The 22,599-nt window shown below is 59.7% G+C and carries 21 protein-coding genes and 2 tRNA genes; 12 read left to right on the top strand and 11 right to left on the bottom strand.

Translation table 11 applies throughout. The annotated features are described in order from the left end of the window. Positions 1–541 precede the first annotated feature (541 nt). Together ACP39K_RS06145 and ypdK are read left to right on the top strand one after the other, a co-directional pair. Complete coding sequence (locus ACP39K_RS06145; RefSeq protein WP_048796672.1) at positions 542–979, top strand: type II toxin-antitoxin system HicB family antitoxin; 438 nt, start codon at positions 542–544, stop codon at positions 977–979. 558 nt (positions 980–1,537) lie between these two features. Then, the gene (ypdK, locus tag ACP39K_RS06150) at positions 1,538–1,612 is read left to right on the top strand and encodes a membrane protein YpdK (RefSeq protein ID WP_099782600.1); all 75 of its coding nucleotides are present in this window, start codon (positions 1,538–1,540) and stop codon (positions 1,610–1,612) included. A gap of 66 nt (positions 1,613–1,678) precedes the next feature. Here the strand turns inward: ypdK and ACP39K_RS06155 are convergent, their stop codons facing one another. The 3 genes from ACP39K_RS06155 to ACP39K_RS06165 all read right to left on the bottom strand — a co-directional run bounded on the left by ACP39K_RS06155 (position 1,679) and on the right by ACP39K_RS06165 (position 4,203). Continuing rightward, entirely contained in the window at positions 1,679–2,203 is a 525-nt protein-coding gene (locus ACP39K_RS06155; RefSeq protein WP_049191575.1) for a cytochrome b, read from the bottom strand. 111 nt (positions 2,204–2,314) lie between these two features. Further along, complete coding sequence (alaC, locus tag ACP39K_RS06160) at positions 2,315–3,544, bottom strand: alanine transaminase (protein ID WP_033639724.1); 1,230 nt, start codon at positions 3,542–3,544, stop codon at positions 2,315–2,317. Between the two features lie 119 nt (positions 3,545–3,663). Continuing rightward, on the bottom strand, positions 3,664–4,203 hold the full coding sequence (locus ACP39K_RS06165; RefSeq protein WP_497008362.1) for a GNAT family N-acetyltransferase: 540 nt from the start codon (positions 4,201–4,203) through the stop codon (positions 3,664–3,666). Positions 4,204–4,371: 168 nt separating this feature from the next. On the opposite strand from ACP39K_RS06165, the gene ACP39K_RS06170 reads away from it, so the two are divergent. The 3 genes from ACP39K_RS06170 (at position 4,372) to ACP39K_RS06180 (ending at position 8,130) form a co-directional block, all read left to right on the top strand. Continuing rightward, positions 4,372–5,616 carry a DUF1479 domain-containing protein gene (locus tag ACP39K_RS06170; protein WP_016926816.1) on the top strand — a complete coding sequence of 415 codons (1,245 nt, stop codon included), beginning with the start codon at positions 4,372–4,374 and terminating at the stop codon, positions 5,614–5,616. Positions 5,617–5,707: 91 nt separating this feature from the next. After that, positions 5,708–7,399, top strand: a complete 1,692-nt coding sequence (locus ACP39K_RS06175) for a sensor histidine kinase (protein WP_033632451.1) — start codon at positions 5,708–5,710, stop codon at positions 7,397–7,399. Beyond that, a complete protein-coding gene (locus ACP39K_RS06180; RefSeq protein WP_004936341.1) occupies positions 7,396–8,130 on the top strand; it encodes a LytR/AlgR family response regulator transcription factor in 735 nt (244 codons plus the stop codon). Before ACP39K_RS06175 ends, ACP39K_RS06180 begins: the two co-directional genes overlap by 4 nt. Positions 8,131–8,134: 4 nt before the next feature. Here ACP39K_RS06180 and ACP39K_RS06185 read toward each other — a convergent pair whose 3' ends face one another. Next, positions 8,135–8,467, bottom strand: a complete 333-nt coding sequence (locus ACP39K_RS06185) for a DUF2502 domain-containing protein (protein WP_016926814.1) — start codon at positions 8,465–8,467, stop codon at positions 8,135–8,137. 397 nt (positions 8,468–8,864) lie between these two features. Here ACP39K_RS06185 and ACP39K_RS06190 point away from each other — a divergent pair, with 397 nt between their 5' ends. Further along, positions 8,865–10,094 carry an L-lactate MFS transporter gene (locus ACP39K_RS06190; protein ID WP_016926813.1) on the top strand — a complete coding sequence of 410 codons (1,230 nt, stop codon included), beginning with the start codon at positions 8,865–8,867 and terminating at the stop codon, positions 10,092–10,094. A gap of 69 nt (positions 10,095–10,163) precedes the next feature. On the opposite strand, the gene glk is transcribed toward ACP39K_RS06190, so the two are convergent. Beyond that, on the bottom strand, positions 10,164–11,126 hold the full coding sequence (gene glk, locus ACP39K_RS06195; protein WP_497008363.1) for a glucokinase: 963 nt from the start codon (positions 11,124–11,126) through the stop codon (positions 10,164–10,166). Positions 11,127–11,436: 310 nt separating this feature from the next. On the opposite strand from glk, the gene ACP39K_RS06200 reads away from it, so the two are divergent. Beyond that, complete coding sequence (locus ACP39K_RS06200) at positions 11,437–12,684, top strand: ion channel protein (protein ID WP_049190183.1); 1,248 nt, start codon at positions 11,437–11,439, stop codon at positions 12,682–12,684. On the opposite strand, the gene ACP39K_RS06205 is transcribed toward ACP39K_RS06200, so the two are convergent. Both ACP39K_RS06205 and ACP39K_RS06210 read right to left on the bottom strand, forming a co-directional pair. After that, complete coding sequence (locus ACP39K_RS06205) at positions 12,681–13,373, bottom strand: aspartate/glutamate racemase family protein (protein WP_016926810.1); 693 nt, start codon at positions 13,371–13,373, stop codon at positions 12,681–12,683. The two genes, ACP39K_RS06200 and ACP39K_RS06205, sit on opposite strands and share 4 nt — an antisense overlap. Positions 13,374–13,439: 66 nt before the next feature. Further along, the gene (locus ACP39K_RS06210; protein ID WP_016926809.1) at positions 13,440–13,892 is read right to left on the bottom strand and encodes a multidrug/biocide efflux PACE transporter; all 453 of its coding nucleotides are present in this window, start codon (positions 13,890–13,892) and stop codon (positions 13,440–13,442) included. Between the two features lie 99 nt (positions 13,893–13,991). On the opposite strand from ACP39K_RS06210, the gene ACP39K_RS06215 reads away from it, so the two are divergent. After that, the gene (locus ACP39K_RS06215; RefSeq protein WP_033639718.1) at positions 13,992–14,861 is read left to right on the top strand and encodes a LysR family transcriptional regulator; all 870 of its coding nucleotides are present in this window, start codon (positions 13,992–13,994) and stop codon (positions 14,859–14,861) included. On the opposite strand, the gene ACP39K_RS06220 is transcribed toward ACP39K_RS06215, so the two are convergent. Continuing rightward, on the bottom strand, positions 14,858–16,519 hold the full coding sequence (locus ACP39K_RS06220) for an alpha-keto acid decarboxylase family protein (protein ID WP_060444738.1): 1,662 nt from the start codon (positions 16,517–16,519) through the stop codon (positions 14,858–14,860). The genes ACP39K_RS06215 and ACP39K_RS06220 overlap by 4 nt on opposite strands. A gap of 188 nt (positions 16,520–16,707) precedes the next feature. Between ACP39K_RS06220 and mgrA the strand changes: the two genes are divergently transcribed. Together mgrA and ACP39K_RS06230 are read left to right on the top strand one after the other, a co-directional pair. After that, positions 16,708–17,697, top strand: a complete 990-nt coding sequence (gene mgrA, locus ACP39K_RS06225; protein WP_016926806.1) for an L-glyceraldehyde 3-phosphate reductase — start codon at positions 16,708–16,710, stop codon at positions 17,695–17,697. Between the two features lie 222 nt (positions 17,698–17,919). Beyond that, positions 17,920–18,330, top strand: coding sequence for a DUF2502 domain-containing protein (locus tag ACP39K_RS06230; protein ID WP_004936369.1), 411 nt, complete (start codon positions 17,920–17,922; stop codon positions 18,328–18,330). 41 nt (positions 18,331–18,371) lie between these two features. Here ACP39K_RS06230 and ACP39K_RS06235 read toward each other — a convergent pair whose 3' ends face one another. After that, positions 18,372–19,610 carry an Nramp family divalent metal transporter gene (locus ACP39K_RS06235; protein WP_497008364.1) on the bottom strand — a complete coding sequence of 413 codons (1,239 nt, stop codon included), beginning with the start codon at positions 19,608–19,610 and terminating at the stop codon, positions 18,372–18,374. A 377-nt stretch (positions 19,611–19,987) separates the two neighbouring features. Between ACP39K_RS06235 and ACP39K_RS06240 the strand changes: the two genes are divergently transcribed. Continuing rightward, positions 19,988–21,175: a NupC/NupG family nucleoside CNT transporter gene (locus ACP39K_RS06240; protein WP_004936373.1), complete on the top strand. Its 1,188-nt coding sequence runs from the start codon at positions 19,988–19,990 to the stop codon at positions 21,173–21,175. Positions 21,176–21,293: 118 nt separating this feature from the next. Here the strand turns inward: ACP39K_RS06240 and ACP39K_RS06245 are convergent. Next, a tRNA-Ala gene (locus ACP39K_RS06245) sits at positions 21,294–21,369 on the bottom strand. A gap of 60 nt (positions 21,370–21,429) precedes the next feature. Beyond that, positions 21,430–21,505, bottom strand: a tRNA-Ala gene (locus ACP39K_RS06250). Positions 21,506–21,813: 308 nt separating this feature from the next. Here ACP39K_RS06250 and ACP39K_RS06255 point away from each other — a divergent pair. Then, positions 21,814–22,599 (top strand): formate/nitrite transporter family protein, encoded by a 786-nt coding sequence (locus ACP39K_RS06255; RefSeq protein WP_497008365.1) that lies wholly within the window; start codon positions 21,814–21,816, stop codon positions 22,597–22,599.

Genomic DNA, 22,599 nt, shown 5'->3' on the forward strand with positions numbered 1-22,599 from the left:
AGTAGAAATGCGAGCAGGCACCCGAAAAGTCGGCTAGAGCCGTCGGGTAATAAGCATGGAGTAATGAATATTTCTGTCTGGCGCACGCTTAAATAGAATCGAATGCGCCTTTGCCTAAAAAGAGTATTTTATAAATCCGACAATGAATACCGCAGCCAGGTGATATCTGCCTGAAACTGGAATTTCACAATTAACAATAAGTGAAATAATAAAAATTAAAACAATACAAATCAATAAGATGAGATTTATTTATGACCAATATTCTTATTTTCACTCTTTCGTGTGAAATTATATAAAAACCAGTGTGATATTTGATTTTAATTCTCATTATCACCGGCCAACAGGAATATTAATCCAAACACCCAATTAAATAATCTGCCTTCTTGGAAAAATAATAAGACTATTGTTAACACGAAAATTAAATTTGCCTGCTAATAATTATTCAGTTCAATTTAAATTCCCCACGTATACATTCATGCTGGCTATCTCCCGGACATGCCGTCACAATAGCGCCTCATTCTGGTTTCAATCAGGGATTGCCATGTACAGCCACTACCCCGCCCATTACACCTTCGATAGCGACAGCGATGCCTGGCAGATCGGTTTCCACGACTTCCCCGAGTGGCAATCTGCCTGCTATAAACGCGAAGACATTGAGCTGGAAGCGCAGGAAAGCCTGCTGGCCGCCATCGCCGCCGCGATGGATGAAGGGCTGCCCCTGCCCGCCCCTTCTCCTCTGCAAACCGATGACTTGAGGGTACATCTGCCGGCGCTGGTGACGCTGAAGATCGAACTGCACAACGCGATGCTGCGCAAAAACACCGGCAAAGCGGCGCTGGCGCGCAAGCTGGGATTCAACGGCGGGCAAATGGAGCGGTTGCTGGATATCGGCTACGCCTCGAAGATTGAAGCGTTGGAGCAGGCGTTGTATCTGCTGGGCTACGAAGTGCGCGTGACAATAAGCGAAGTTTGTCAATAAGTTAGCGATATGTAAGCGAAATATTATCCAAGGGGGCTAAATTTTCCCCGTTTTGCGCCGATATGATGGCTACCTAATCACTTGTCGCAACAACGAAGGCTAAAAATGGAGTGGAGTCGCCGTCATATTTGGGCCGTTATTCTGCTGTCTTGTCTCGTTTTTTGGGTCATTTTGGCGACCGGCATCAACGCCGTCGCCTGAGCGCCCGCCGCTGCATTGCTTCATCCCCTATTTTACAGCCCGCCACGGCGGGCTAGTTACTGTCGCCCGCCCATAAAAAGCGTTATAAAACAGCGCGCCCTGTTCAAAAAACAGCCGAAAATTGTGATCAAAAACACAGTATTGAAATCAGACCAGTATTGAGAGTACATTAGCGCCGATCCTGTCGCGGTTCGGATTTTACCTCACGGAGCATGAGGCGCGACAACCGGACAGCCCGCGCTCGAGGACGTTGTTCTTTCGCTTGGAAGAATCCGCCCGACAAGCAGGTTGCCCATAAAATACTCAGCACAACAATCGGGATCATTGCTGGCGAGGACTCCAGACAGGAGTTGTTCAGTGAAATATTTTTTGATGGGCGTGTCATTCATGCTGGTTGCCTGGGTTGGCACCTTCATGTTGATGGTTGCCTGACAGCAGCCAGACCAGGAACACAGCCAAAGGGACGCGCAAGCGTCCCTTTGTCGTTTCGGCGAGCGATCATTTGCCCGGCATCATGCGGCGCAGGGTGTCGTCCTTGCGCAGGTAGTGGTGATACAGCGCCGCCAGCGCATGCGCGCCAATGATAAAGTAGCCAACGTTTGCCAGCGTCTCATGCACCGTTTTGACCAGCCTGCGCATCACCGGATCCGGCGTCACCCATTGCGGGACCGGCCACCCCAGTAAAGTCCACGATTTCCCGCCGTAGGCCAGGGTTAACACGCCCAGCAGCGGCAACATCAGGAAGACCACGTACAGCAGCCAATGGAAGATCTTGGCACCCACTTCCTGCCATTCCTCCAGCGGCGGCGTGGTCGGCGGCGCAGCGTGGAAAGCGCGCATGGCCAACCGAATCAGCATCAGGGCAAAAACCGATACCCCAAAGTTAAAGTGCAGATTTTTGACCAGCGGCGCCCACGCCTCCGGCACCGAATCCTTCAGCAACATCGCCGAATAGGTGAGGATCACCATCAGCAACGTCAGCCAATGTAAAACGATTTGCGATCGCGCGTAGCGGTTGCTCATACACTCTATCCAAAAAATAAAATTCAGCGTAGTCGAGCATAATGGGGAAATAATGAAGAAAACCTTGGGACGGTAAAAAATAAGGCCGGGCGAACGCCCGGCCTGACAGGATTATTTGGCGCCGCCGGCTTTGCCCGGCTTCAGCAGCCCGTCCGCGCGGAACATCGCCTTGATGCCGCGCACCGCCTGGCGGATACGGTCCTGATTCTCGATCAGCGCGAAACGCACGTGGGTATCGCCGTAGTCGCCGAAGCCGATGCCCGGCGAGACGCAGACCTTGGCTTCCGCCAGCAAGCGTTTGGCAAACTCCAGCGAGCCGAGGTGGGCATAAGGCTCGGGAATTTTCGCCCACACGTACATCGACGCCTTCGGGTTTTCCACCATCCAGCCCGCCTCGTGCAGCCCCTTCACCAACACGTTGCGGCGCTGCCGATACTGCTCGGCGATATCGCGCACGCACTGCTGATCGCCCTCCAGCGCGGCGATGGCCGCCACCTGCAGCGGCGTAAAGGTGCCGTAGTCGTGATAACTCTTGATGCGCGCCAGCGCACTGACCAGCTCAGGGTTGCCGACCATGAAACCAATGCGCCAGCCGGCCATGTTGTAGCTTTTCGACAGGGTGAAGAATTCCACCGCAATGTCTTTCGCCCCCGGCACCTGCATGATCGACGGCGCTTTCCAGCCGTCATAGACGATATCGGCATAGGCCAGATCGTGGATCACCAGCACGTTGTACTGTTTGGCCAGCGCCACCACCCGCTCGAAGAAATCCAGCTCCACGCACTGCGCGGTCGGGTTGGACGGGAAGCCGAGGATCATCATTTTCGGGCGCGGAATGGTTTCCCGAATGGCGCGCTCCAGCTCACCGAAGAAATCCACGCCGTCCACCAGCGGCACCGAACGCACCTGGGCGCCGGCGATCACCGCGCCGTAAATGTGGATCGGGTAGCTGGGATTCGGCACCAGCACGGTATCGCCGTGATCGAGGGTAGCCAGCATCAGGTGCGCCAGCCCCTCTTTCGAACCGATGGTGACGATGGCTTCGCTTTCCGGATCGATATCCACCTGATAACGATCGGCATACCAGCGCGAAATGGCGCGGCGCAGGCGCGGAATGCCGCGCGAGGTGGAATAACCGTGGGTGTCGTCGCGCTGGGCGACGGCGCACAGTTTTTCCACGATGTGCGGCGGCGTCGGGCCGTCGGGGTTCCCCATGCTGAAATCGATAATATCCTCGCCGCGACGGCGTGCGGCCATCTTCAGTTCGGCGGTGATGTTGAATACGTAAGGGGGAAGACGTTCAATGCGCGTAAAACGGCGCTGTGGACTGTTATCAGCCATAGGGGATTCCTCGATAGACGTTAGCGCCCGGACCGTCCGAGCGACGCTGGCCAGCGAACTGACCGAATATCGAACATAGCGCAGCGCCGACGAGCTTGTCGATACCCGGCGCGATATTTTTATTTGCCGCCCTGAAACTCCGCCGCCAGCAGCCCGAACAGCCAGTCGTCGCACCACTGCTCCGCCAGACGGTAGTTGTCGCGCAGCGTGCCCTCCAGCTGAAAACCGCACGACTCCAGCAGGCCGCGCGAGGCGAGGTTGCCCGCGGTCACGGTGGCGGTCAGCTTGTGAAAACCGCAGGCGTTCACCGCAAAATCCAGCACTGCCCGTAGCGACTCCTTGCCATAGCCCTTGCCCTGGCCGGCAGGCAAACTCCCGTATCCCACCTCCGCCTGCCGATACGGCGCCCAGTGCGGGCGAAAGCCGGTAATGCCCACCGCCTCTCCGCTGCGCTTCTCACGCATCACCAGGCACAACCACTGCTCGCCGTGTTTGTCCCAGGCCGGCAGGCGCTCTTCGAACCGTGCGCGGATCTCCGCTTCGCTGCGCGGATCGGAGATGTAACGGATCACCTCGGGATCTTGGTACAGGCGCAGAAACAGCGGCCAATCCTCGGCGGTTATCGACTGTAAGTACAAGCGTTTAGTGACCAGCTTCATGAAATCTCCGAAAAACGAAAAAGAGGAACTTACGAATGAAAGATATCTCTTTATTTTCCCCGATTGGTTGCCGATAATCATTTACGTTAAAACCACAAAACCATAACGTCTTGCCCGTTTCCCTACAACCGTCCGCCGCCGTGACTCACGCGGCATCAGGAGAACACCATGGCCTCTTTAGTCATCGACGATATTCCGCAGACGATCGTTAACGTCAAGCGCCAGCTGCGCCAGGCATTGCCGAACTACCGCGACGTTTTTCTGGCGCTGGAGGAGAACATCCGCGGCCAGGTCGACCAGATCCGCCGCGAACTGGCCGCCGGCCATAATCCGGTGCCGCAGATCGACGCGGAAGATATCCTGCAGCAACGCGTCAGCGATCAACAGATAGCGCTGATCAAACAGCGCGGCGCCTGCGCCATTCGCGGTGTGTTTCCCCGCGCCAAGGCCGAAGGCTGGAACCGGGAAATCGGCGACTATCTCGAGCGCAACAACTTCGTCGAGCGGTTGAAAAACGCCGCCGAAGACAACTATTTCGGCAAGCTGGCCGCCAGCAAGCCGCAGATTTACGGCATCTATTGGTCAAAACCACAGGTTGAAGCGCGGCAGGATGCGCGCATGCATGCGGTGCAGGTGTTCCTCAACAGCCTGTGGGCCACCGAAAGCAACGGCAAGCAGCATTTCGATCCGACCCGCGTCGCCACCTACGCCGATCGCACCCGCCGCCGCCCGCCGAACTCCTCATCGCTGGGCCTGTCACCGCACGTCGACAGCGGCACCATCGAGCGCTGGCTGGACGAGAATTTCCGCTATGTGTATCGCCACGTCTTCTCCGGCGACTGGCGGCAGTACGATCCCTTTGCCGCCGACGGCCGCACCGAGGTGCGTGAAATAGCCTCCCCGGCGGTCTGCTCGATGTTCCGCACCTTCCAGGGCTGGACGGCGCTGACGCCGCAGCGCACCAACGCCGGCACGCTGAACCTGGTGCCGATCGCCAACGCCATGGCCTATGTGTTGCTGCGCGCGCTGCAGGACGACGTCGCCGACGACGATCTGTGCGATGCGGCGCCGGGCCGCGCGCTGTCGATCTCGGAAAAATGGCATCCCCTTTTATTAAGCGGGATTTCCCCTATTCCCGATCTGGAGCCGGGCGACACGGTATTTTGGCATTGCGACGTGATCCACGCGGTGGAGAACGAACATAACGGCGAGTTCGACAGCAACGTGATGTACATCGCCGCCGCGCCGGGCTGTGAGAAAAACGACGCCTATCTGCAGCGCCAACTGCCGAGCTTTATCGACGGCAGAACGCCGCCGGACTTCGCCCCCGACGATTTCGAAGTGGATTTCGAGGGCCGCGCCACCGTCGAGCTGCTGACGCCGCTGGGCAAAGCGCAGCTCGGCATGCGCTGACCGCCGCCCCAGCCACGGGCCTCTCTCGCTGTGGTATACTGCCGTCATCCGTAGGCCGCAGCGAGACCCCGTCGTGCACCCTTTTTTTGAAATGCTGTTGGCGGTGTTTGATCGCGCCGCGCTGATGTTGATCTGTCTGTTTTTCCTGACCCGCACCCGGCTGTTCCGCCAACTGCTGCAAAAAGAAGACCATACGCCGCTTGAGCTCGGCATCGTCACGGCAATCTTCTCGCTGTTCGCGCTGTTCAGCACCTACTCCGGCATCAACGTTGAGGGATCGCTGGTCAACGTGCGCGTCATCGCCATCATGGCCGGCGGCATCCTGTTCGGCCCCTGGGTGGGGATCGTCACCGGCATCATCGCCGGGGTGCACCGCTATCTGATCGACATCGGCGGCATCACCTCGGTGCCCTGCCTCATCACCAGCATCATCGCCGGCATCAGCGCCGGCTACATCAACCTCAAGGTGAGAAAAGAGCAGCGCTGGCGCGCCGGCATCGTCGGCGGCATGCTGTGCGAATCCCTCACCATGCTGCTGATCGTGCTGTGGGCCAAGCCGACCGAGCTTGGGCTCGACATCGTGTCGCAGATCGCGCTGCCGATGATCCTCGGCACGGTGTGCATCGGCCTGATCGTGCTGCTGGTGCAGAGCGTCGAAGATGAAAAAGAGGTGATCGCCGCGCGCCAGGCCAAGCTGGCGCTGGATATCGCCCACAAGACGCTGCCCTATTTTCGCAACATCAACAGCGAATCGCTGGCCACCATTTGCGATATCATCCGCCAGGACATCCGCGCCGACGCGGTGGCGATCACCGATACCCATCAGGTGCTGGCTTACGTCGGCGTGGGGCGCGAAGCCTACCCGATCGGCCGCGAAGGGCTGAGCCGCGTTACCCGCGAAAGCATTCGCCACGGCAAAATCATCATCAAAAACAACCTGGAAAACCCGGCCGCGCCGCAGATCCATTCGCAGCTGGTGGTGCCGTTGTGGGAAAAGGGCGAAGTGACCGGCGCGCTGAAAATTTACTACTGCCACGCTCACCAGATCACCAACACGCTGAAGGTGATGGCGGTCGGGCTGTCGCAGATCATCTCCACCCAGATGGAGGTTTCGCGCATCGAGCATCTGCGCCAGATGGCGGATAAAGCCGAAATGCGCGCGCTGCAGAGCAAGATTAACCCGCACTTCCTGTTCAACGCGCTGAACGCCATCTCTTCCTCCATCCGCCTGAATCCGGACACCGCGCGCCAGCTGATCATCAATCTGTCGCGCTACCTGCGCTACAACCTGGAGCTGAACGACGAACTGATCGATATCCGCAAGGAGCTGCATCAGATCCAGGATTACATCGCCATCGAACAGGCGCGCTTCGGCGCCAAGCTGACGGTGATTTACGACATCGACGACGACGTCTCGGTGCGCATTCCGAGCCTGCTGATCCAGCCGCTGGTGGAGAACGCCATCGTGCACGGCATCCAGCCCTGCAAGGGCAAAGGGGTGGTGGTGATCGCGGTGAAAGATCAGGGCGACCGGGTGAAAATATCGGTGAAGGATACCGGCCACGGCATCAATCAGGAAACCATCGATCGGGTGGCGCGCAACGAGATGCCGGGCCACAATATCGGCCTGCTCAACGTACACCACCGCGTGTCGCTGCTGTACGGTGAAGGGCTGCATATCCGCCGCCTGGAGCCGGGCACCGAAATCGCGTTCTACATCAGCAAAAACGGCGGCAAGCTGCATCAGGAACCGAGCGCGCCGCCGGTCGGGGAGGCCTCATGAAAGCCATCATCGTGGAAGACGAATTCCTCGCGCAGGAAGAACTCAGTTACCTGATCAAGAAACACAGCAATATCGATATCGTCGCCACCTTCGAGGATGGCCTCGACGTCCTCAAATACCTGCAGACCCACCAGGTCGACGCCATTTTCCTCGACATCAACATCCCGTCGCTGGACGGCGTGTTACTGGCGCAAAACATCAGCAAATTCGCGCATCGCCCGTCTATCGTGTTCATCACCGCCTATAAAGAGCACGCGGTGGAAGCGTTCGAGATCGAAGCGTTCGACTATATCCTCAAGCCCTATCACGAGGCGCGCATCGTCACCATGCTGCAAAAGCTGGAGGCGCTGCATCATCGCCCCGCCGGCGCGGCGGAACCGACCAGCGCGCCGAGCCGCGGCAGCCACAGCATCAACCTGATCAAAGACGAGCGGATCATCGTTACCGACATCAACGACATCTATTACGCCGCCGCCGATGAAAAGGTGACGCGGGTCTACACTCGCCGGGAAGAGTTCGTGATGCCGATGAACCTCACCGAGTTTTACGGCCGGCTGCCGGAAGAACATTTCTTCCGCTGCCACCGCTCTTACTGCGTTAACCTGGCCAAGATCCGCGAGATCGTGCCCTGGTTCAACAATACCTACATTCTGCGGCTGAGCGATCTTGAGTTTGAAGTGCCGGTCAGCCGCAGCAAGGTGAAAGAGTTTCGCAAGCTGATGCGCCTGTAAGCGCTTACCAGCGCGGGCCCGGACGGTAGTAATAGCCGGGCGGCGGCGGTGGCGGCATGCGGTAATGCGGCCGATCTCGCCAGTCGCGCCGCGGCGGCCCGTAGTAAATCACCCGTGGCGGCGGGCCGTAATAGTACCCGCGCGGGCGTTCATACCGGTGATGATCGGCCCACCAACGCGGATCGCGCCAGCGATAGCCGTCCCAGTAGTGGCCGCGATGATCGCGATCGCCGATATGCAACGACAGGCCCGGCACGTTCACGCCGATGGACACGTCGGCCTGGCTCGCCAGCGGCAGCGCCAGCAGCGCGGCCAGTAACAACAGCGTTTTTTTCATTTCATGGACTCCTGCAGAGCGGACCTCGTCCGATCGCAGATAAGATAGTCCCGCGCTCGCCGCCGCTCTATAGGCGCAATGCCGATTTACGCCTTGCAGACGCATCCTTCACAATTTCACCACAATCATTCACCGGCGATTAACAATAAATCGTTGATATCTTTGATGTAGATCACGTGTCACCCCCGGCATTTCACGCGCTTTTCGGCGCAAAAACGGCAACTCACGCCGTATAAAATGCATTTCATTCCTTCCATCGTGCAACTCATTCCCGATCCGCCGCCCGCCGGGGGCGCCGGCCATATAATAAGCCCATACCGCGGGAACACAGATTCACCCCGCAAATTTCAGCCAACGGCTCACGCCCGGCAACGCACACACAGGAAGGAGACCGGCCATGAACACCAAACCGGCAAATCGCAGCTTAATCGTTCTCGGCACCATCATCTGTCAGATGGGTCTGGGCACCATCTACACCTGGAGCCTGTTCAACCAGCCGCTGGTCGACAAGTTCCACTGGGGGCTGGCGGACGTCGCCACCACCTTCTCCATCACCAGCTTCTTCCTGGCCTTCGCCACGCTGTTCGCCGGCAAGCTGCAAGAACGCTTCGGCATCCGCAATCTGACGCTGTGTTCCGGCATCCTGGTCGGCCTGGGTCTCATCGCCAGCGCCCACGTCAGCTCGCTTGACATGATTTACCTGCTGGCCGGCGTGGTGGTGGGCTTTGCGGTCGGTATCGCCTACATCTCCACCCTGTCCAACCTGATTAAGTGGTTCCCCGCCAACAAAGGCCTGATTTCCGGCATCTCGGTCGGCGCCTTCGGCAGCGGCAGCCTGCTGTTCAAATACGTCAACGCCGCCCTGATCGCTGACGTCGGCGTTTCCGGCGCCTTCTTCTACTGGGGTGCCATCGTGATGGGCCTGATCGTCGTCGGTTCCCTGTTGCTGAAAGAGCCGGTGCTGGCGGCCAACGCCGCACAGCAAGGCGCCAATGGTCTGGGCAACGACTTCAGCGTGCGCCAGATGCTGGCCACCAAAGAAGCCTACCTGCTGTTCACCATCTTCTTCGCTGCCTGCATGAGCGGTCTGTACCTGATTGGCATCGTGAAAGACATGGGCGTTCAGCTGGCCGGGATGGACTTGGCTACCGCCGCCAACACCGTGTCTGCCGTCGCCATCTTCAACACCGCCGGCCGCATCATCCTGGGTACGCTGTCCGATAAAGTGGGCCGCATGCGCGTCATCAGCTTCACCATGCTGGTTACCGTGCTGGCGATTGTCGCCCTGAGCTTCATGACCCTGAACCACACGCTGTTCTTCATCTGCGTCGGCGCGGTGGCCTTCTGCTTCGGCGGCAACATCACCGTGTTCCCGGCGATTGTCGGCGACTTCTTCGGCCTGAAAAACCACAGCAAAAACTACGGCATCATCTACCAGGGCTTCGGCCTGGGCGCGCTGGCCGGTTCGTTCGTCGCCAAATACTTCGGCGGCTTCCACGCCACCTTCATGGTGATTGGCGTCCTGTCCGCCGCTTCTTTGCTGATTACGCTGTTCATCAAAGCGCCGAAGGCGGTGGAAATGGAAAGCGAAGAAACCGCACAGGCGGCGGAGCTGGCCAAAGCCTGATACCCCGCGAAAACGACAAGGGGCGCAACCTGCGGGTTGCGCCCCTTTTTTATTGCCCTGCCGCGCGGCTTACAGCCGCATGCCCAGCGTCTGGCGCAGATGCGCGCCGGCCCCCAACAGGCCCGGTTGACCATGGGTTATCATGAACACCGGAATGTCGCGCACATAGTCGCGGAAGCGCCCCTTGTCTTCGAAGGCGGCGCGGAAGCCCGAGGCCTTGAAGAATTCCATAAAGCGCGGCACGATGCCGCCGGCGATGTACACGCCGCCAAAGGTGCCCAGATTCAGCGCCAGGTTGCCGCCGAAGCGCCCCATGATCACGCAAAACAGCGACAGCGCACGGCGGCAGTCGATGCAGCTGTCGACCAGCGCCCGCTCGGTAATGTCCTTCGGCGCCAGTTTCTCCGGCAGGCGGTTGTCCGCCTTGACGATGGCGCGATACAGGTTGACCAGGCCCGGCCCGGACAGCACGCGCTCGGCGGAAACGTGCCCCACTTCACCGCGTAGCACCTCCAGAATAATGTCTTCTTCTTCGCTGTTCGGTGCGAAATCGACATGGCCGCCCTCGCCCGGCAGGCTGACCCAGCGGCGATCGACCTGCACCAGGTGGGCAACACCCAGCCCGGTGCCGGCGCCGTACACCGCGATCGGTTTGCCCGGCTGCGCATCGCCGCCGCCAAACTGCAGCACGTCGTCCGGCGAGAGCATCGGGATCGCCATCGAGACGGCGGTGAAATCGTTGATCACTTCCAGGTGACTCAGCCCCAGGCTGGCCTTCATTTCTTTGATCGAGAACGCCCAGCTGTGGTTGGTCATCGCGACCCAGTCTTCCGTCACCGGGCAGGCGATCGCGATGCAGGCGTCCTGCACCTCGATATCGCACGCTTTCAGATAGTGGCGGATCACCGCCTCTAGGCTGTCGAACTCCAGGCCGGAATAGGTTTTCGCCTGGGTAATCTCACCCGTCGCAACAGTGCACAACGCCAGGCGGGCATTGGTGCCGCCAACATCACCCACGAGGGCATAGGTCATTGATTTCGTCTCCGCAAAATGAAAAATAACACGCTGCCCACACTGTAAAATCCTGCTGCGAAAACAACAATCACCCGCCTCGGATCTGCACCTCAATAGCGATCTGGATCACAAAAAACGTTTCAGCTTGCCCGCTATGCTGCGATTTGAAACAAATTGCGGCAAAAAATGCCCCCCGGCGACTGTTAACCGCCATCGCAGCCGGGCAATATCAATGCGTGCCTGCGCGCCGATAGTCTGGCAAGCTGTGGCCACTGCCCAACCACTCGCTCTCCCTGCCCCGCAGGGAGGCATCGACAAGGGATTATTCATGCTGCATCCGCGCGCCAATGCCATGTTGGCCTTTGCTTTGCCTGCGCTGATTATCGGTTCCGCTTCCAGTCTGGTGCTGCTGTTGGTGATGAAAATTGCCGCCGCATTGCAGCAATTACTGTGGGTGACGCTGCCCGATGCGCTGAGCCTGGACGCCCAGTCGCCCTGGTGGCCGGTTGCGATGCTGACGCTGACCGGCGTGGCGGTCGGCCTGATCGTGCGTTATATGCCGGGTCACGCCGGGCCGGATCCGGCGACGGAATCGCTGATCGGCATGCCGCTGCCGCTCTCCGCCCTGCCGGGGTTGGGGTTGGCGCTGATCGTCGGCCTGGCCGGCGGCGTCAGTCTGGGGCCGGAGAATCCGATCACCGCCATCAACATCGCACTGGCGGCGGCGGCCGGCGCGCGCCTGCTGCCGAAAGTGCCGCGCATGGACTGGATCATCCTGGCCGCGGCAGGCACCATCGGCGCAATGTTCGGCACACCGGTCGCCGCCGCGCTGATCTTTTCGCAAACCCTGGCCGGCAATAACGAAACGCCGCTGTGGGATCGGCTGTTCGCCCCGCTGGTGGCCGCCGCCGCTGGCGCGGTCACCACCCAGATGTTCTTCGTGCCCAATTTCGCCCTGCAGCTCGACGCCTACGACGTGACGCGGCTGCCGGACATCTTCAGCGGCGCCATCGTGGCGCTGATCGCCATCGCGCTCGGCATGGTGGCGCTGTGGTGTTTCCCGCACGTTCACCGCCTGTTCCATTCAATGAAGAATCCGGTGTTGATGTTAGGGCTGGGCGGCTTTGTGCTGGGGCTGCTGGCGCTGTTGGGCGGAGAGATTACCCTGTTCAAGGGGCTGGATGAGATGAAACGCCTGGCGGTGGACGACAGCTATTCGGTGCCGGCGCTGTTGACCATTACCCTGACCAAGCTGGCGGCGCTGGTGATCGCCGCCGCCTGCGGTTTTCGCGGCGGGCGCATCTTCCCGGCGGTGTTCGTCGGCGCGGCGCTGGGCCTGATGCTGCATCAGCATGTTCCGGCGGTGCCGGCGGCGATCACCGTCTCCTGCGCCATCATGGGGCTGGTGCTGGTGGTGACCCGCGACGGCTGGCTGAGCCTGTTTATGGCAGTGGCGGTAGTGCCGGATCTGCACCTGCTGCCGGTCTTGTGCATCGTGATGCTGCCCGCCTGGCTGGCGCTGGCGGGCAAACCGCTGATGCTGGTAAACCGCCGGCAACCGCCGCACGACGATTAGGCCAGCGCGAACGCCGCGGCGGCGCGGGCGTGGATCGCGGTGGTGTCGAACACCGGCACCGACGCATCCCGCTCGCTCACCAGCAAGCCTATTTCGGTGCAGCCGAAAATAATCCCCTGCGCCCCCTGCTGTTCCAGATCGCTGATGATCCGGCGATACTCGTCGCGCGAGGCGTCGCGAATTTTGCCGAGGCACAGCTCGTCATAGATGATGCGGTGCACGATGTCACGATCGGCGCTGACCGGCGTCACCACGTCGATGCCGTGCAATTCCTGCAGGCGGCCGCGGTAGAAGGTCTGCTCCATGGTAAAACGCGTGCCCAGCAGCCCGACGCGGCGAATGTTTTTCTCCCGCACCTGCAGCGCCGTGGCATCGGCGATGTGAATCAGCGGCAGGCCGCTGGCCTGCTCGACCGCCTCCGCCACCTTGTGCATGGTGTTGGTGCAGATCACGATGGCTTCGGCGCCGGCAGCGCGCAACGCCACCGCGGCCTCGGCCAACAGCCGGCCGGCGCCGTCCCAATCGCCCTGGTGCTGCAAGCGCTCAATCTCCTGGAAATCGACGCTGTAGAGCACGATTTTGGCCGAATGCAGCCCGCCGAGGCGCGCCTTTACCTGCTCGTTGATGGTGCGGTAATACGGAATGGTGGATTCCCAGCTCATGCCGCCCAGCAGACCCAACACTTTCATCCTTCGTTCCTCAGCATTTCCGACGATCCTCTGACCTTACCTGAGAATCGTCAGTCTGACGACGCCTTATTTGGCGCCGGAATTGATCGGCTGGCGCGCCTCGAACCAGCGCTGGCGCAGCGTGTCGTACAGCCAGTTATAGGCCATGGTGTACGGCAGGAAGAACAGGAAGAAACCGATTTCCAGCATAAACGCCTGCGCCCAGGAGATACTCAGCATCCAGGCGGCGATCGGCACGCCGATCAGGATAAAACCGGCTTCAAAGCCGACGGCGTGCAGCGCACGCACCTTCAGGTTACGCACCACCCGGCTGACCGGCCACAGGCGGTCGAACACCGTGTTGTAAACCATGTTCCACAGCATCGCGACGGTGGACAGCATCACCGCCAACGCGCCGACCTGCACCATTGAGCGGTTCAGCAGCCACGCGCCCAGCGGGGCGCAAACCATCACGGCGATGGCCTCGAAACCGACGGCGTGGACGATACGTTCAATGAGAGACTTGTTTTGCAGTTGCATACATCACCTTTTTTTCAACAGTTGTTGCGAAAGCCTGGTGATTATCATCGCTTTTTTGGGTAGATTAAAAATAGGTTCCATCGATAAAGTAGATATATCATGCATTATTCCCCGGAAGCGTTGCAGGCGTTCGTGGAAGCCGCCGCCCTCGGCTCATTTTCCGCCGCCGCGCGCAAACTGCGCAAAAGCCAATCCACCGTCAGCACCGCCATCGCCAATCTGGAGGCCGACCTGGCATTGACGCTGTTCGATCGCAGCGCGCGCCAGCCGGTGCTCACCGCCGCCGGCCGCAAAGTGCTGGGGCACGTACAGGCTATCCTCGCGGCCAGCGAACGGCTCGACGCCTTGAGCATTCAGCTGGCGGGCGAGGTTGAACCGCGCCTGAGCATGGTGTTTTCCGATACCTACCAGCCCAAGCATCACGATCGGTTGATGCAGCTGTTCGAACAGCGCTACCCGGAAATTGAGCTGGAATGGATGATCGCCGAGGAAGGCGACGTTATCGATCTGCTGCAAAGCGGCCGCGCGCATTTGGGCATGGTGGAAGTGCAAAAAAGTTATCCGCCGGATATCGCCTTCTCCCGGCTGCCTGAGCAGACCGAAATGGGGCTGTTCGTCGCCCATCAGCATCCGCTGGCCCAGGTCGCCGCGCCGACGCCGGAGCAGTTGTCCAGCACCCGCCAGTTGATCCTGAATACCTACACCGGCGCAGAGGCGGCCAGACAGGGTGGACTGGTCTGGTCGGCGCCCAGCTATCTGCTGTTGCTGGAGATGGCGGAACAAGGATTCGGTTGGGCGGTGTTGCCGCACTGGCTGGTACAGCAATACGGCCACGGCAGACTCACCCAGCTGCGGCCGCGCGGCTGGCCAAAACTGATTTCGGTGGATGCGGTATGGTCCAAACTGACCCCGCCGGGCCCGGCGGGGTTCTGGATGCTGGAGCGCCTGCTGGGCGACACCCAGCCCTAAGCGGCGGCGTTGCGCGCCTGAATAGCGCGAGAGACGGTATCGAGGAGTTCCGGAATGTCCATCTTCGGCAGCATCACTTCGATGAAGGCCAGCCGCTCGTCGTCCGCGACCTCGCGCAGCGCCTGACGCAATCCGTCCGGATCGCAGACCCGCAACGCCTTCACCGGCCGCTCACCGGCCAGCGCCGTCGGCAACTGCGTCCAGTTCCAGCGCGCGATGTCGTTATAACTTTGCTCCGGCCCGTGGATCGCGCGCTCAACGGTATACCCCTGATTGTTCAACACGAAGATCACCGGTTTAAGCCCGTCGCGCAGCATCGATCCCAGTTCCTGCACGGTTAACTGCGCGGCGCCGTCACCGATCAGCAATACTGCCCGGCGCTGCGGTTCGGCGGTCTGCACGCCGAACGTCGCCGGCAGGGTATAGCCGATCGATCCCCAGAGCGACTGCACGATCAGGCGGCAGCCACGCGGCAACGTCAGCGCCGCCGCGCCGAAACAGGCGGTGCCCTGATCGGCCAGCACGATATCCCCCGGCCGCAGGAAATCCTGTATCTGCCGCCAGAAGGCGTGCTGATCCAGCCGTTCCCCATCGCCTTCCGGCAGCGCCGGGCGAACGATCGGCGGCAATGGCCAACGCGACGCCAGCGACAGGCTCAGGCGGTGCAATGCCTGCACCGCCTCGCGCATCGGAATGCGGCTAAAGCGCCGCCGCCCGACCCAGGCTTCGAACGGTTGAATATCGATGCATTTTTCCACCGGCAGATGATGCGTGAAACCGGCGGTAATGGTGTCGGTCAAGCGTACGCCGACGTTGATCACCACATCGGCGTTTTCGATCAATTGTTTCACCGCCGGATCGCTGGCGCCGCCGCAGTAGGTACCAACGAAACCGGCGCGGTTCTCGTCCAGCACGCCCTTGCCGAGCAGCAGCGTCGCGTGCGGCATATCGACCTCCTGCAGCCACTCGTCCAGCGCCGCTTCGGCGCCGAAGCGATCGGCGAGGAAGTCCGCCAGCAGCGACACCCGCCGCGCCGACAGCAGCTTTTCGCGCGCTGCGGCGATAAACGCCTGCAATGCGCTCTGCGACAGTTTGGCCTGACGCAGCATCAGCGGCGCCGGTTTATTCGGCAGCGGCGCCTGCGCGACGTCGCTGGGCAACATCAGGTAAACCGGGCGATGCTCCAGCAAGGCGGCGCCGATCAGGCGATCTATCTCCAGCGCGGCGTTGTCGGCGGTCAGGTCGGCCTGCGCGACGGTCACCTCTTTGGCTATCCGGGCGAAGTGGGTGAAGTCGCCATCCCCCAGCGAATGGTGCAGCAAATCACCGGCGCGCTGGGCGCGCTGCGCCGGCGTGCCGACCACGTGGATCACCGGCAGGTATTCGGCGTAGCTGCCGGCCACCCCGTTCAACGCGCTCAGCTCGCCGACGCCAAAGGTGGTGAGCAGCGCGGCCGCCGGTTTGCAGCGCGCATAGCCATCGGCTGCGTAGGCGGCGTTCAACTCGTTGGCGCAGCCTACCCAGGTGATTTGCGGATGCGCGAGGACGTGATCGAGAAATTGCAGGTTGTAATCCCCCGGCACGCCGAAGAAATGACGGATGCCGATTTGGGCCAGACGATCGAGCAGATAATCGGCCACCGTATAGGTCTGAGTCATGATCATCACCTGTCTGCAACTGGAGCGATTATCTTAAGTATCGAAGATGCCGTTCAAATTTCGAACAATCACCCCTGCGTCGAACGGCAACCTGGCGTTACATGCCGGCGCCGTGATCCCTCCCGCGGCAGCGCGAGGTGAAAACGTATACACTCAAAGCACTTCACCTCTCGCCGACAAGGATAACTATGTCTTACCCAGCCTCCCCCTCGCGTTATCAAGATATGGAATACCGGCGCTGCGGCCGCAGCGGGCTGAAGCTGCCCGCCGTCTCACTCGGGCTGTGGCACAACTTCGGCGACGCCACGCTGTACGACAACGCCCGCGGCCTGATCCGCTGCGCCTTCGATCGCGGCATTACCCATTTCGATCTGGCCAATAACTACGGCCCGCCGCCCGGCGCCGCCGAGGAGAACTTTGGCCGCATTCTCAACGCCGATCTGCGGGCCTGGCGCGATGAGCTGATCGTCTCATCCAAAGCCGGTTACACCATGTGGCCCGGTCCCTACGGCGATTGGGGCTCGAAAAAGTACCTGGTCGCCAGCCTCGATCAGAGCCTGAAGCGCATGGGGTTGGAGTATGTGGATATCTTTTATCATCATCGGCCGGATCCGGACACGCCGCTGGAAGAAACCATGGCGGCGCTGGATCTGCTGGTGCGCCAGGGCAAAGCGCTGTATGTCGGCCTGTCCAACTACCCGGCCGAGCGCGCGCGACAGGCGTTCGACATTCTGCAGCGGCTCGGCACGCCGTGCGTGATCCACCAGCCGAAGTATTCGATGTTGGAACGCGGGCCGGAGACGGCGTTGCTGGATACGCTGGAGGAACATGGCGTCGGATCTATCGCCTTCTCGCCGCTGGCGGGCGGCCTGCTGACCGATCGCTACCTGCACGGCATACCGCAAGATTCTCGCGCCGCCAGCGGCAGCCGCTTCCTGCAGCCGGAGCAGCTGACCGCCGAGCGACTGGACAAGGTGCGCCGCCTCGATGCGCTGGCGCGGCAACGCGGGCAGAAGCTGTCGCAGATGGCGCTGGCCTGGGTGCTGCGCGGCGATCGCGTTACCTCAGTGCTGATCGGCGCCAGCAAGAATGCGCAGATAGAAGACGCGGTGGGCATGCTGGCCAATCGTCACTTTAGTGAAGAAGAGCTCGCGCAGATCGAGACAATCTTATTGTAATCGTTTACAAATTCCGCCGTTCAATCGAGCGGCGCTACCCCAGAAAAATCTCAAATCTTAACCTCCTGCATCATTTTCAGAGTGGCTCTCAGATTCAACCCTATGCGCCGGCGCTATGATGCCGATATTGCAGCAAAAATAACGATAAGGCCGCTTTTAAACTGATGAACGCGCTTCATAAAGTGACAAACGGCCAGGCCGCGCAAGCGGGAAGGAGAAGCCATGTTTAAACCTCTGCTCTTGGCCGCCATTTTGGCGGCGACGGTACTGCCCGCCGCACAGCAGGCGCATGCCGAAGGGATCAGCATCGATCTGATGCCAGGCGTTTCATTGCGCATCGGCGATCAGGATAACCGCGGCCGCTATTGGGATGGTTACGATTGGCGGGATCGCGACTGGTGGCAAGGCCATCAGGGGCGTTATCTCGGCGACCGCAGCCGTCGCGGTTACTACTGGGACGGCTATCGCTGGCGCGATGGCGACTACTGGCGTAAACACTATTACTACCATGAAGGACGCTATCGTAAATACGACAAACACTACGATAAGCACCACTGGAAGAAAGAGAAAAAGCATCACCACGATCATGACCGCGATCGCTGGCGCCGCCACGGCGATGACGACCGCGATTAACGACGACGGGCCGGCGCAACGCCGGCCCGCACTGTTTTTGCTTACAGCACGCTGCCGATCAGCAGGTAGCCGTTCAATCCCACCACCACCACCAGCACGATCAGCTTGCCCAGGTTTTGCACCAGCGGGCCGTTGACCATTTCCCCCATCAGCGCCCGATTGCCGGTGAAAGCCAGCAGCGGCACCAACGCCAGCGCAATGCCGAAGCTGAGCAGCACCTGGCTCAGCACCAGAATGCGCGTCGCATCCATCCCCAACATGATGACGATAAACGACGGCAGCATGGTCACCGCGCGCCGCAGCCACAGCGGAATATGGAAACGCACGAACCCCTGCATCACCACCTGCCCCGCCAACGTGCCGACCACGGTAGAAGAGAGGCCGGCCGCCACCAGGCTCAGGCCGAACACGGTGGCGGCGGCGTGCCCGAGCAGCGGTTGCAGCGTCAGGTAAGCCACGTCGAGATCGGCGATGCCGCTGTGGCCGCTGAAATGAAACGCGGCGGCGGCGGTGGCCATCATCGCCAGATTGACGAAACCGGCGATGGTCATGGCCACGGCGACGTCGACTTTGGTGGCGGCATAGCGTTCCGCCTTGTCGTGCTCGCCGCCGATTTGGGTGAGCGACGAATGCAGATAGATCACGTGCGGCATGATGGTGGCGCCCAATACCCCGGCAGCCAGGAATACCGCATCGCCGTTAGGCAGATCGGGCAACGCCATGCCTTTCAGCAGCGGCGCAAGCTGCGGCTGGGAAAACGCCAGCTCGACGATGTAGGCGGCGGCGACGAACAACAACAGGCCGCCGATCACCCGCTTCAGCGGCTTTTGTCCGCGCTTTTGCAGCATCAGAATTAAAAAGGTGGCGATCCCGGTCAGCACTGCGCCCTGCAACAGAGAGACGCCGAGCAGCAGCTTGAAGCCGATCGCCGCGCCGATAAACTCGGCCAGGTCGGTCGCCATGGCGATGATCTCCGCCTGCACCCAATAGGCCCACACCGCCGGCCGCGGAAAGCGATCGCGAATATGCTCGGCCAGATTTTTCCCGGTGGCGATGCCCAGCTTGGCGGACAACAGCTGGATCAGCATCGCCATCACGTTGGCCCAAACCACCACCCACAGCAGGCTGTAGCCGAATGAGGCGCCGGCCTGGATGTTGGTGGCGAAGTTGCCGGGATCGATATAGCCGATAGCGGCGATGAAGGCGGGCCCCATGAGCGAGAGTTTGATTTTTCTGGCGGAGCGACCGGAGGTGGTTTCAACCACGCGACTGTTCAGCATATGTTGAACCCTTACTGAAATTACGTTTATCTCCACTCTATATAAATGATAATAATTATCAAGCGCATTTGTAGCGGTAAAACTTATCTCTGTAATAGCCAACATTAACGGTTTTATCGAAGGGTTCAGCGCGAAGCTTGCCGATTTCCGTGCTTTTGGGATGGGATTTTGGCTGCAATACCCCTGAAAGACAGGTTAGCACAAGAATACGAATTTCCTATTGCTGCTTTAACATCTTGATTTTTTATGCTTTTGCGCAACACTTTAGGAGAACTCCCACTATGATTTTCCATATTTGCAATAGAAGTCTCGTTTTTAAACGTAGCGTTACATAAAATGGCAGCCGAAATTCAGCCTGCCTCAAATTTGGAGCAAACATGTCCCATATTGCGCACTTTGCGTTGGCGATAGTGGTGGTGGCGATCCTGGCCCTGTTGGTGTGCCGCGATCGTAAAAGCATCCGCATTCGCTATGTTATTCAACTACTGGTTATCGAAGTACTGCTGGCCTACTTTTTCCTGCATTCGGAAGCGGGTTTGGGCTTCGTAAAAGGATTCGCCGCGCTGTTTGACAAACTGCTCGGGTTTGCGGGACAAGGGACTGATTTCGTGTTCGGCGGCATGGGCGACAAAGGCCTGGCGTTCTTCTTCCTGAAGGTGCTGTGCCCAATCGTCTTCATTTCGGCGCTGATCGGTATTCTGCAGTACATCAAGGTGCTGCCGTTCATCATCCGCATTATCGGCACCGTGCTGTCGAAAGTGAACGGCATGGGCAAGCTGGAGTCGTTTAACGCCGTCAGCTCGCTGATCCTGGGGCAATCCGAAAACTTCATCGCCTACAAGGATATCCTGGGCAAGATGTCGGAAAAGCGCATGTACACCATGGCGGCGACCGCGATGTCTACGGTTTCCATGTCCATCGTCGGCGCCTACATGACCATGCTGGACGCCAAGTTCGTGGTGGCGGCGCTGGTATTGAACATGTTCAGCACCTTTATCGTGCTGTCGCTGGTCAACCCGTACGACACCAATAAAGAAGAAGAGCTGCACCTCGGCAACCTGCACGAAGGCCAGAGCTTCTTTGAAATGCTGGGTGAATACATCCTGGCGGGCTTCAAAGTAGCGATTATCGTCGCCGCGATGCTGATTGGCTTCATCGCCCTGATCGCCGCGCTCAACGGTGTGTTCAGCGCCATTTTCGGCCTGAGCTTCCAGGAAATCCTCGGCTACTTCTTCTATCCATTCGCCTGGATCATGGGCATCCCTAAACACGAAGCCCTGCAGGTTGGCAGCATCATGGCGACCAAACTGGTTTCCAACGAATTCGTGGCCATGATGGAACTGCAGAAAGTCTCTGCCGAGCTGTCGCCGCGCAGCCTGGGGATCCTGTCGGTGTTCCTGGTGTCCTTCGCCAACTTCTCTTCCATCGGCATCGTGGCCGGTGCGATCAAGGGCCTGAACGAACACCAGGGCAACGTGGTGTCACGCTTTGGCCTGAAGCTGGTGTACGGCTCTACGCTGGTCAGCATCCTGTCCGCTTCCATCGCGGGTCTGGTGCTGGGCTAAGCCTCGAACCGGCCAGGATAACAAGGCGCCTGCGGGCGCCTTTTTTATTGGCTGGCCTTCGGCGAAGGTGGAATAATGCAAAGCAAAAAGCCGACCCTAAGGTCGGCTTTTTAAATGGTGGTGGAGCTAGACGGGATCGAACCGTCGACCTCTTGCATGCCATGCAAGCGCTCTCCCAGCTGAGCTATAGCCCCACAAAAGTGGTACGCGTTGACCGGCGTTACGGTATTCCCCAACCTCTCTGAGAAGAAGGTTGGTGGAGCTAGACGGGATCGAACCGTCGACCTCTTGCATGCCATGCAAGCGCTCTCCCAGCTGAGCTATAGCCCCGTTCCACAATCACTTTGTGCTGTGAACGGGGCGCATAATATGAAACCCGCTCAAAGCTGTCAACGGCTAAATTGAATTACTGAATCAAGCGTTGAAAAAGCCGCCAAATCAGCATCTTTGGCGCCAAAAAATCATCAGTTTGTGCAGAGTTCATCCATTTTGCGCGTTACATCTCAAAATAGCAAAAGACCCTGCATATCACGTTGATTTTTAATTAACGGAATGTTAGCGAAATGCGCTTGAGTCGGACTCCCGAGCGGCATAGACTGCCCGCGCCATAAACTTTATTACTATAAACCGAGTCCGTCATGTCTTTGCATTCACCAAAAGAAATCGCCGCCCTCGCCGTTCAGGCCGGGGTAAACAAAAGCCGCGCCCCGCTCGCTAATCTGCTGATTCTGGGCTTTCTCGCCGGCGCCTTTATCGCCACCGGCTTTCTGCTGGATATTCACGTCATCGGCACCCTGCCGGCCGAATGGGGCTCTTTCGGCGCGCTGTTGGGCGCCGCGGTCTTCCCTATCGGTTTGATCCTGACCATTCTGGCCGGCGGCGAACTGCTGACCGGCAACATGATGACCTTGCCAATGGCCTGGTTTGCCCGCGAAATCCCCGCCCTCGCCGTGCTGCGCAACTGGTTTTGGGTCACTCTGGCCAACTTCGCCGGCAGCGTGGCCGTCGCCTACTTCTTCGGCCACCTGCTGGGCCTGACCGAAGGCGCGTTTTTACATAAGACGCTGGCGATCGCGCAGGCCAAAGTGGAGGCGGACTTCCTGCACGCCTTCATTTCCGGCGTCGGCTGCAACTGGCTGGTGTGCCTGGCGGTGTGGTTAGCCTTCGCCAGCAAAGATGTGCCGGGCAAAGTGATCGGCATGTGGTTCCCGGTCATGGCTTTTGTCGCCATCGGCTTCCAGCACGTGGTGGCGAACATGTTCATCATCCCGGCGGCCATCTTTGCCGGCGGCATGGGCTGGGAGCAGTACCTGCCTAATTTCGTCGCGGTATTTCTCGGCAATGCGCTGGGCGGCGCCGGCTTTGTCGGGCTGATGTATTTCCTCGCCTACCGTCCGGGTTTACCGGCCGGCGAGCAAGCCTGA

The organism is Serratia sp. EC4, from assembly GCF_059652115.1.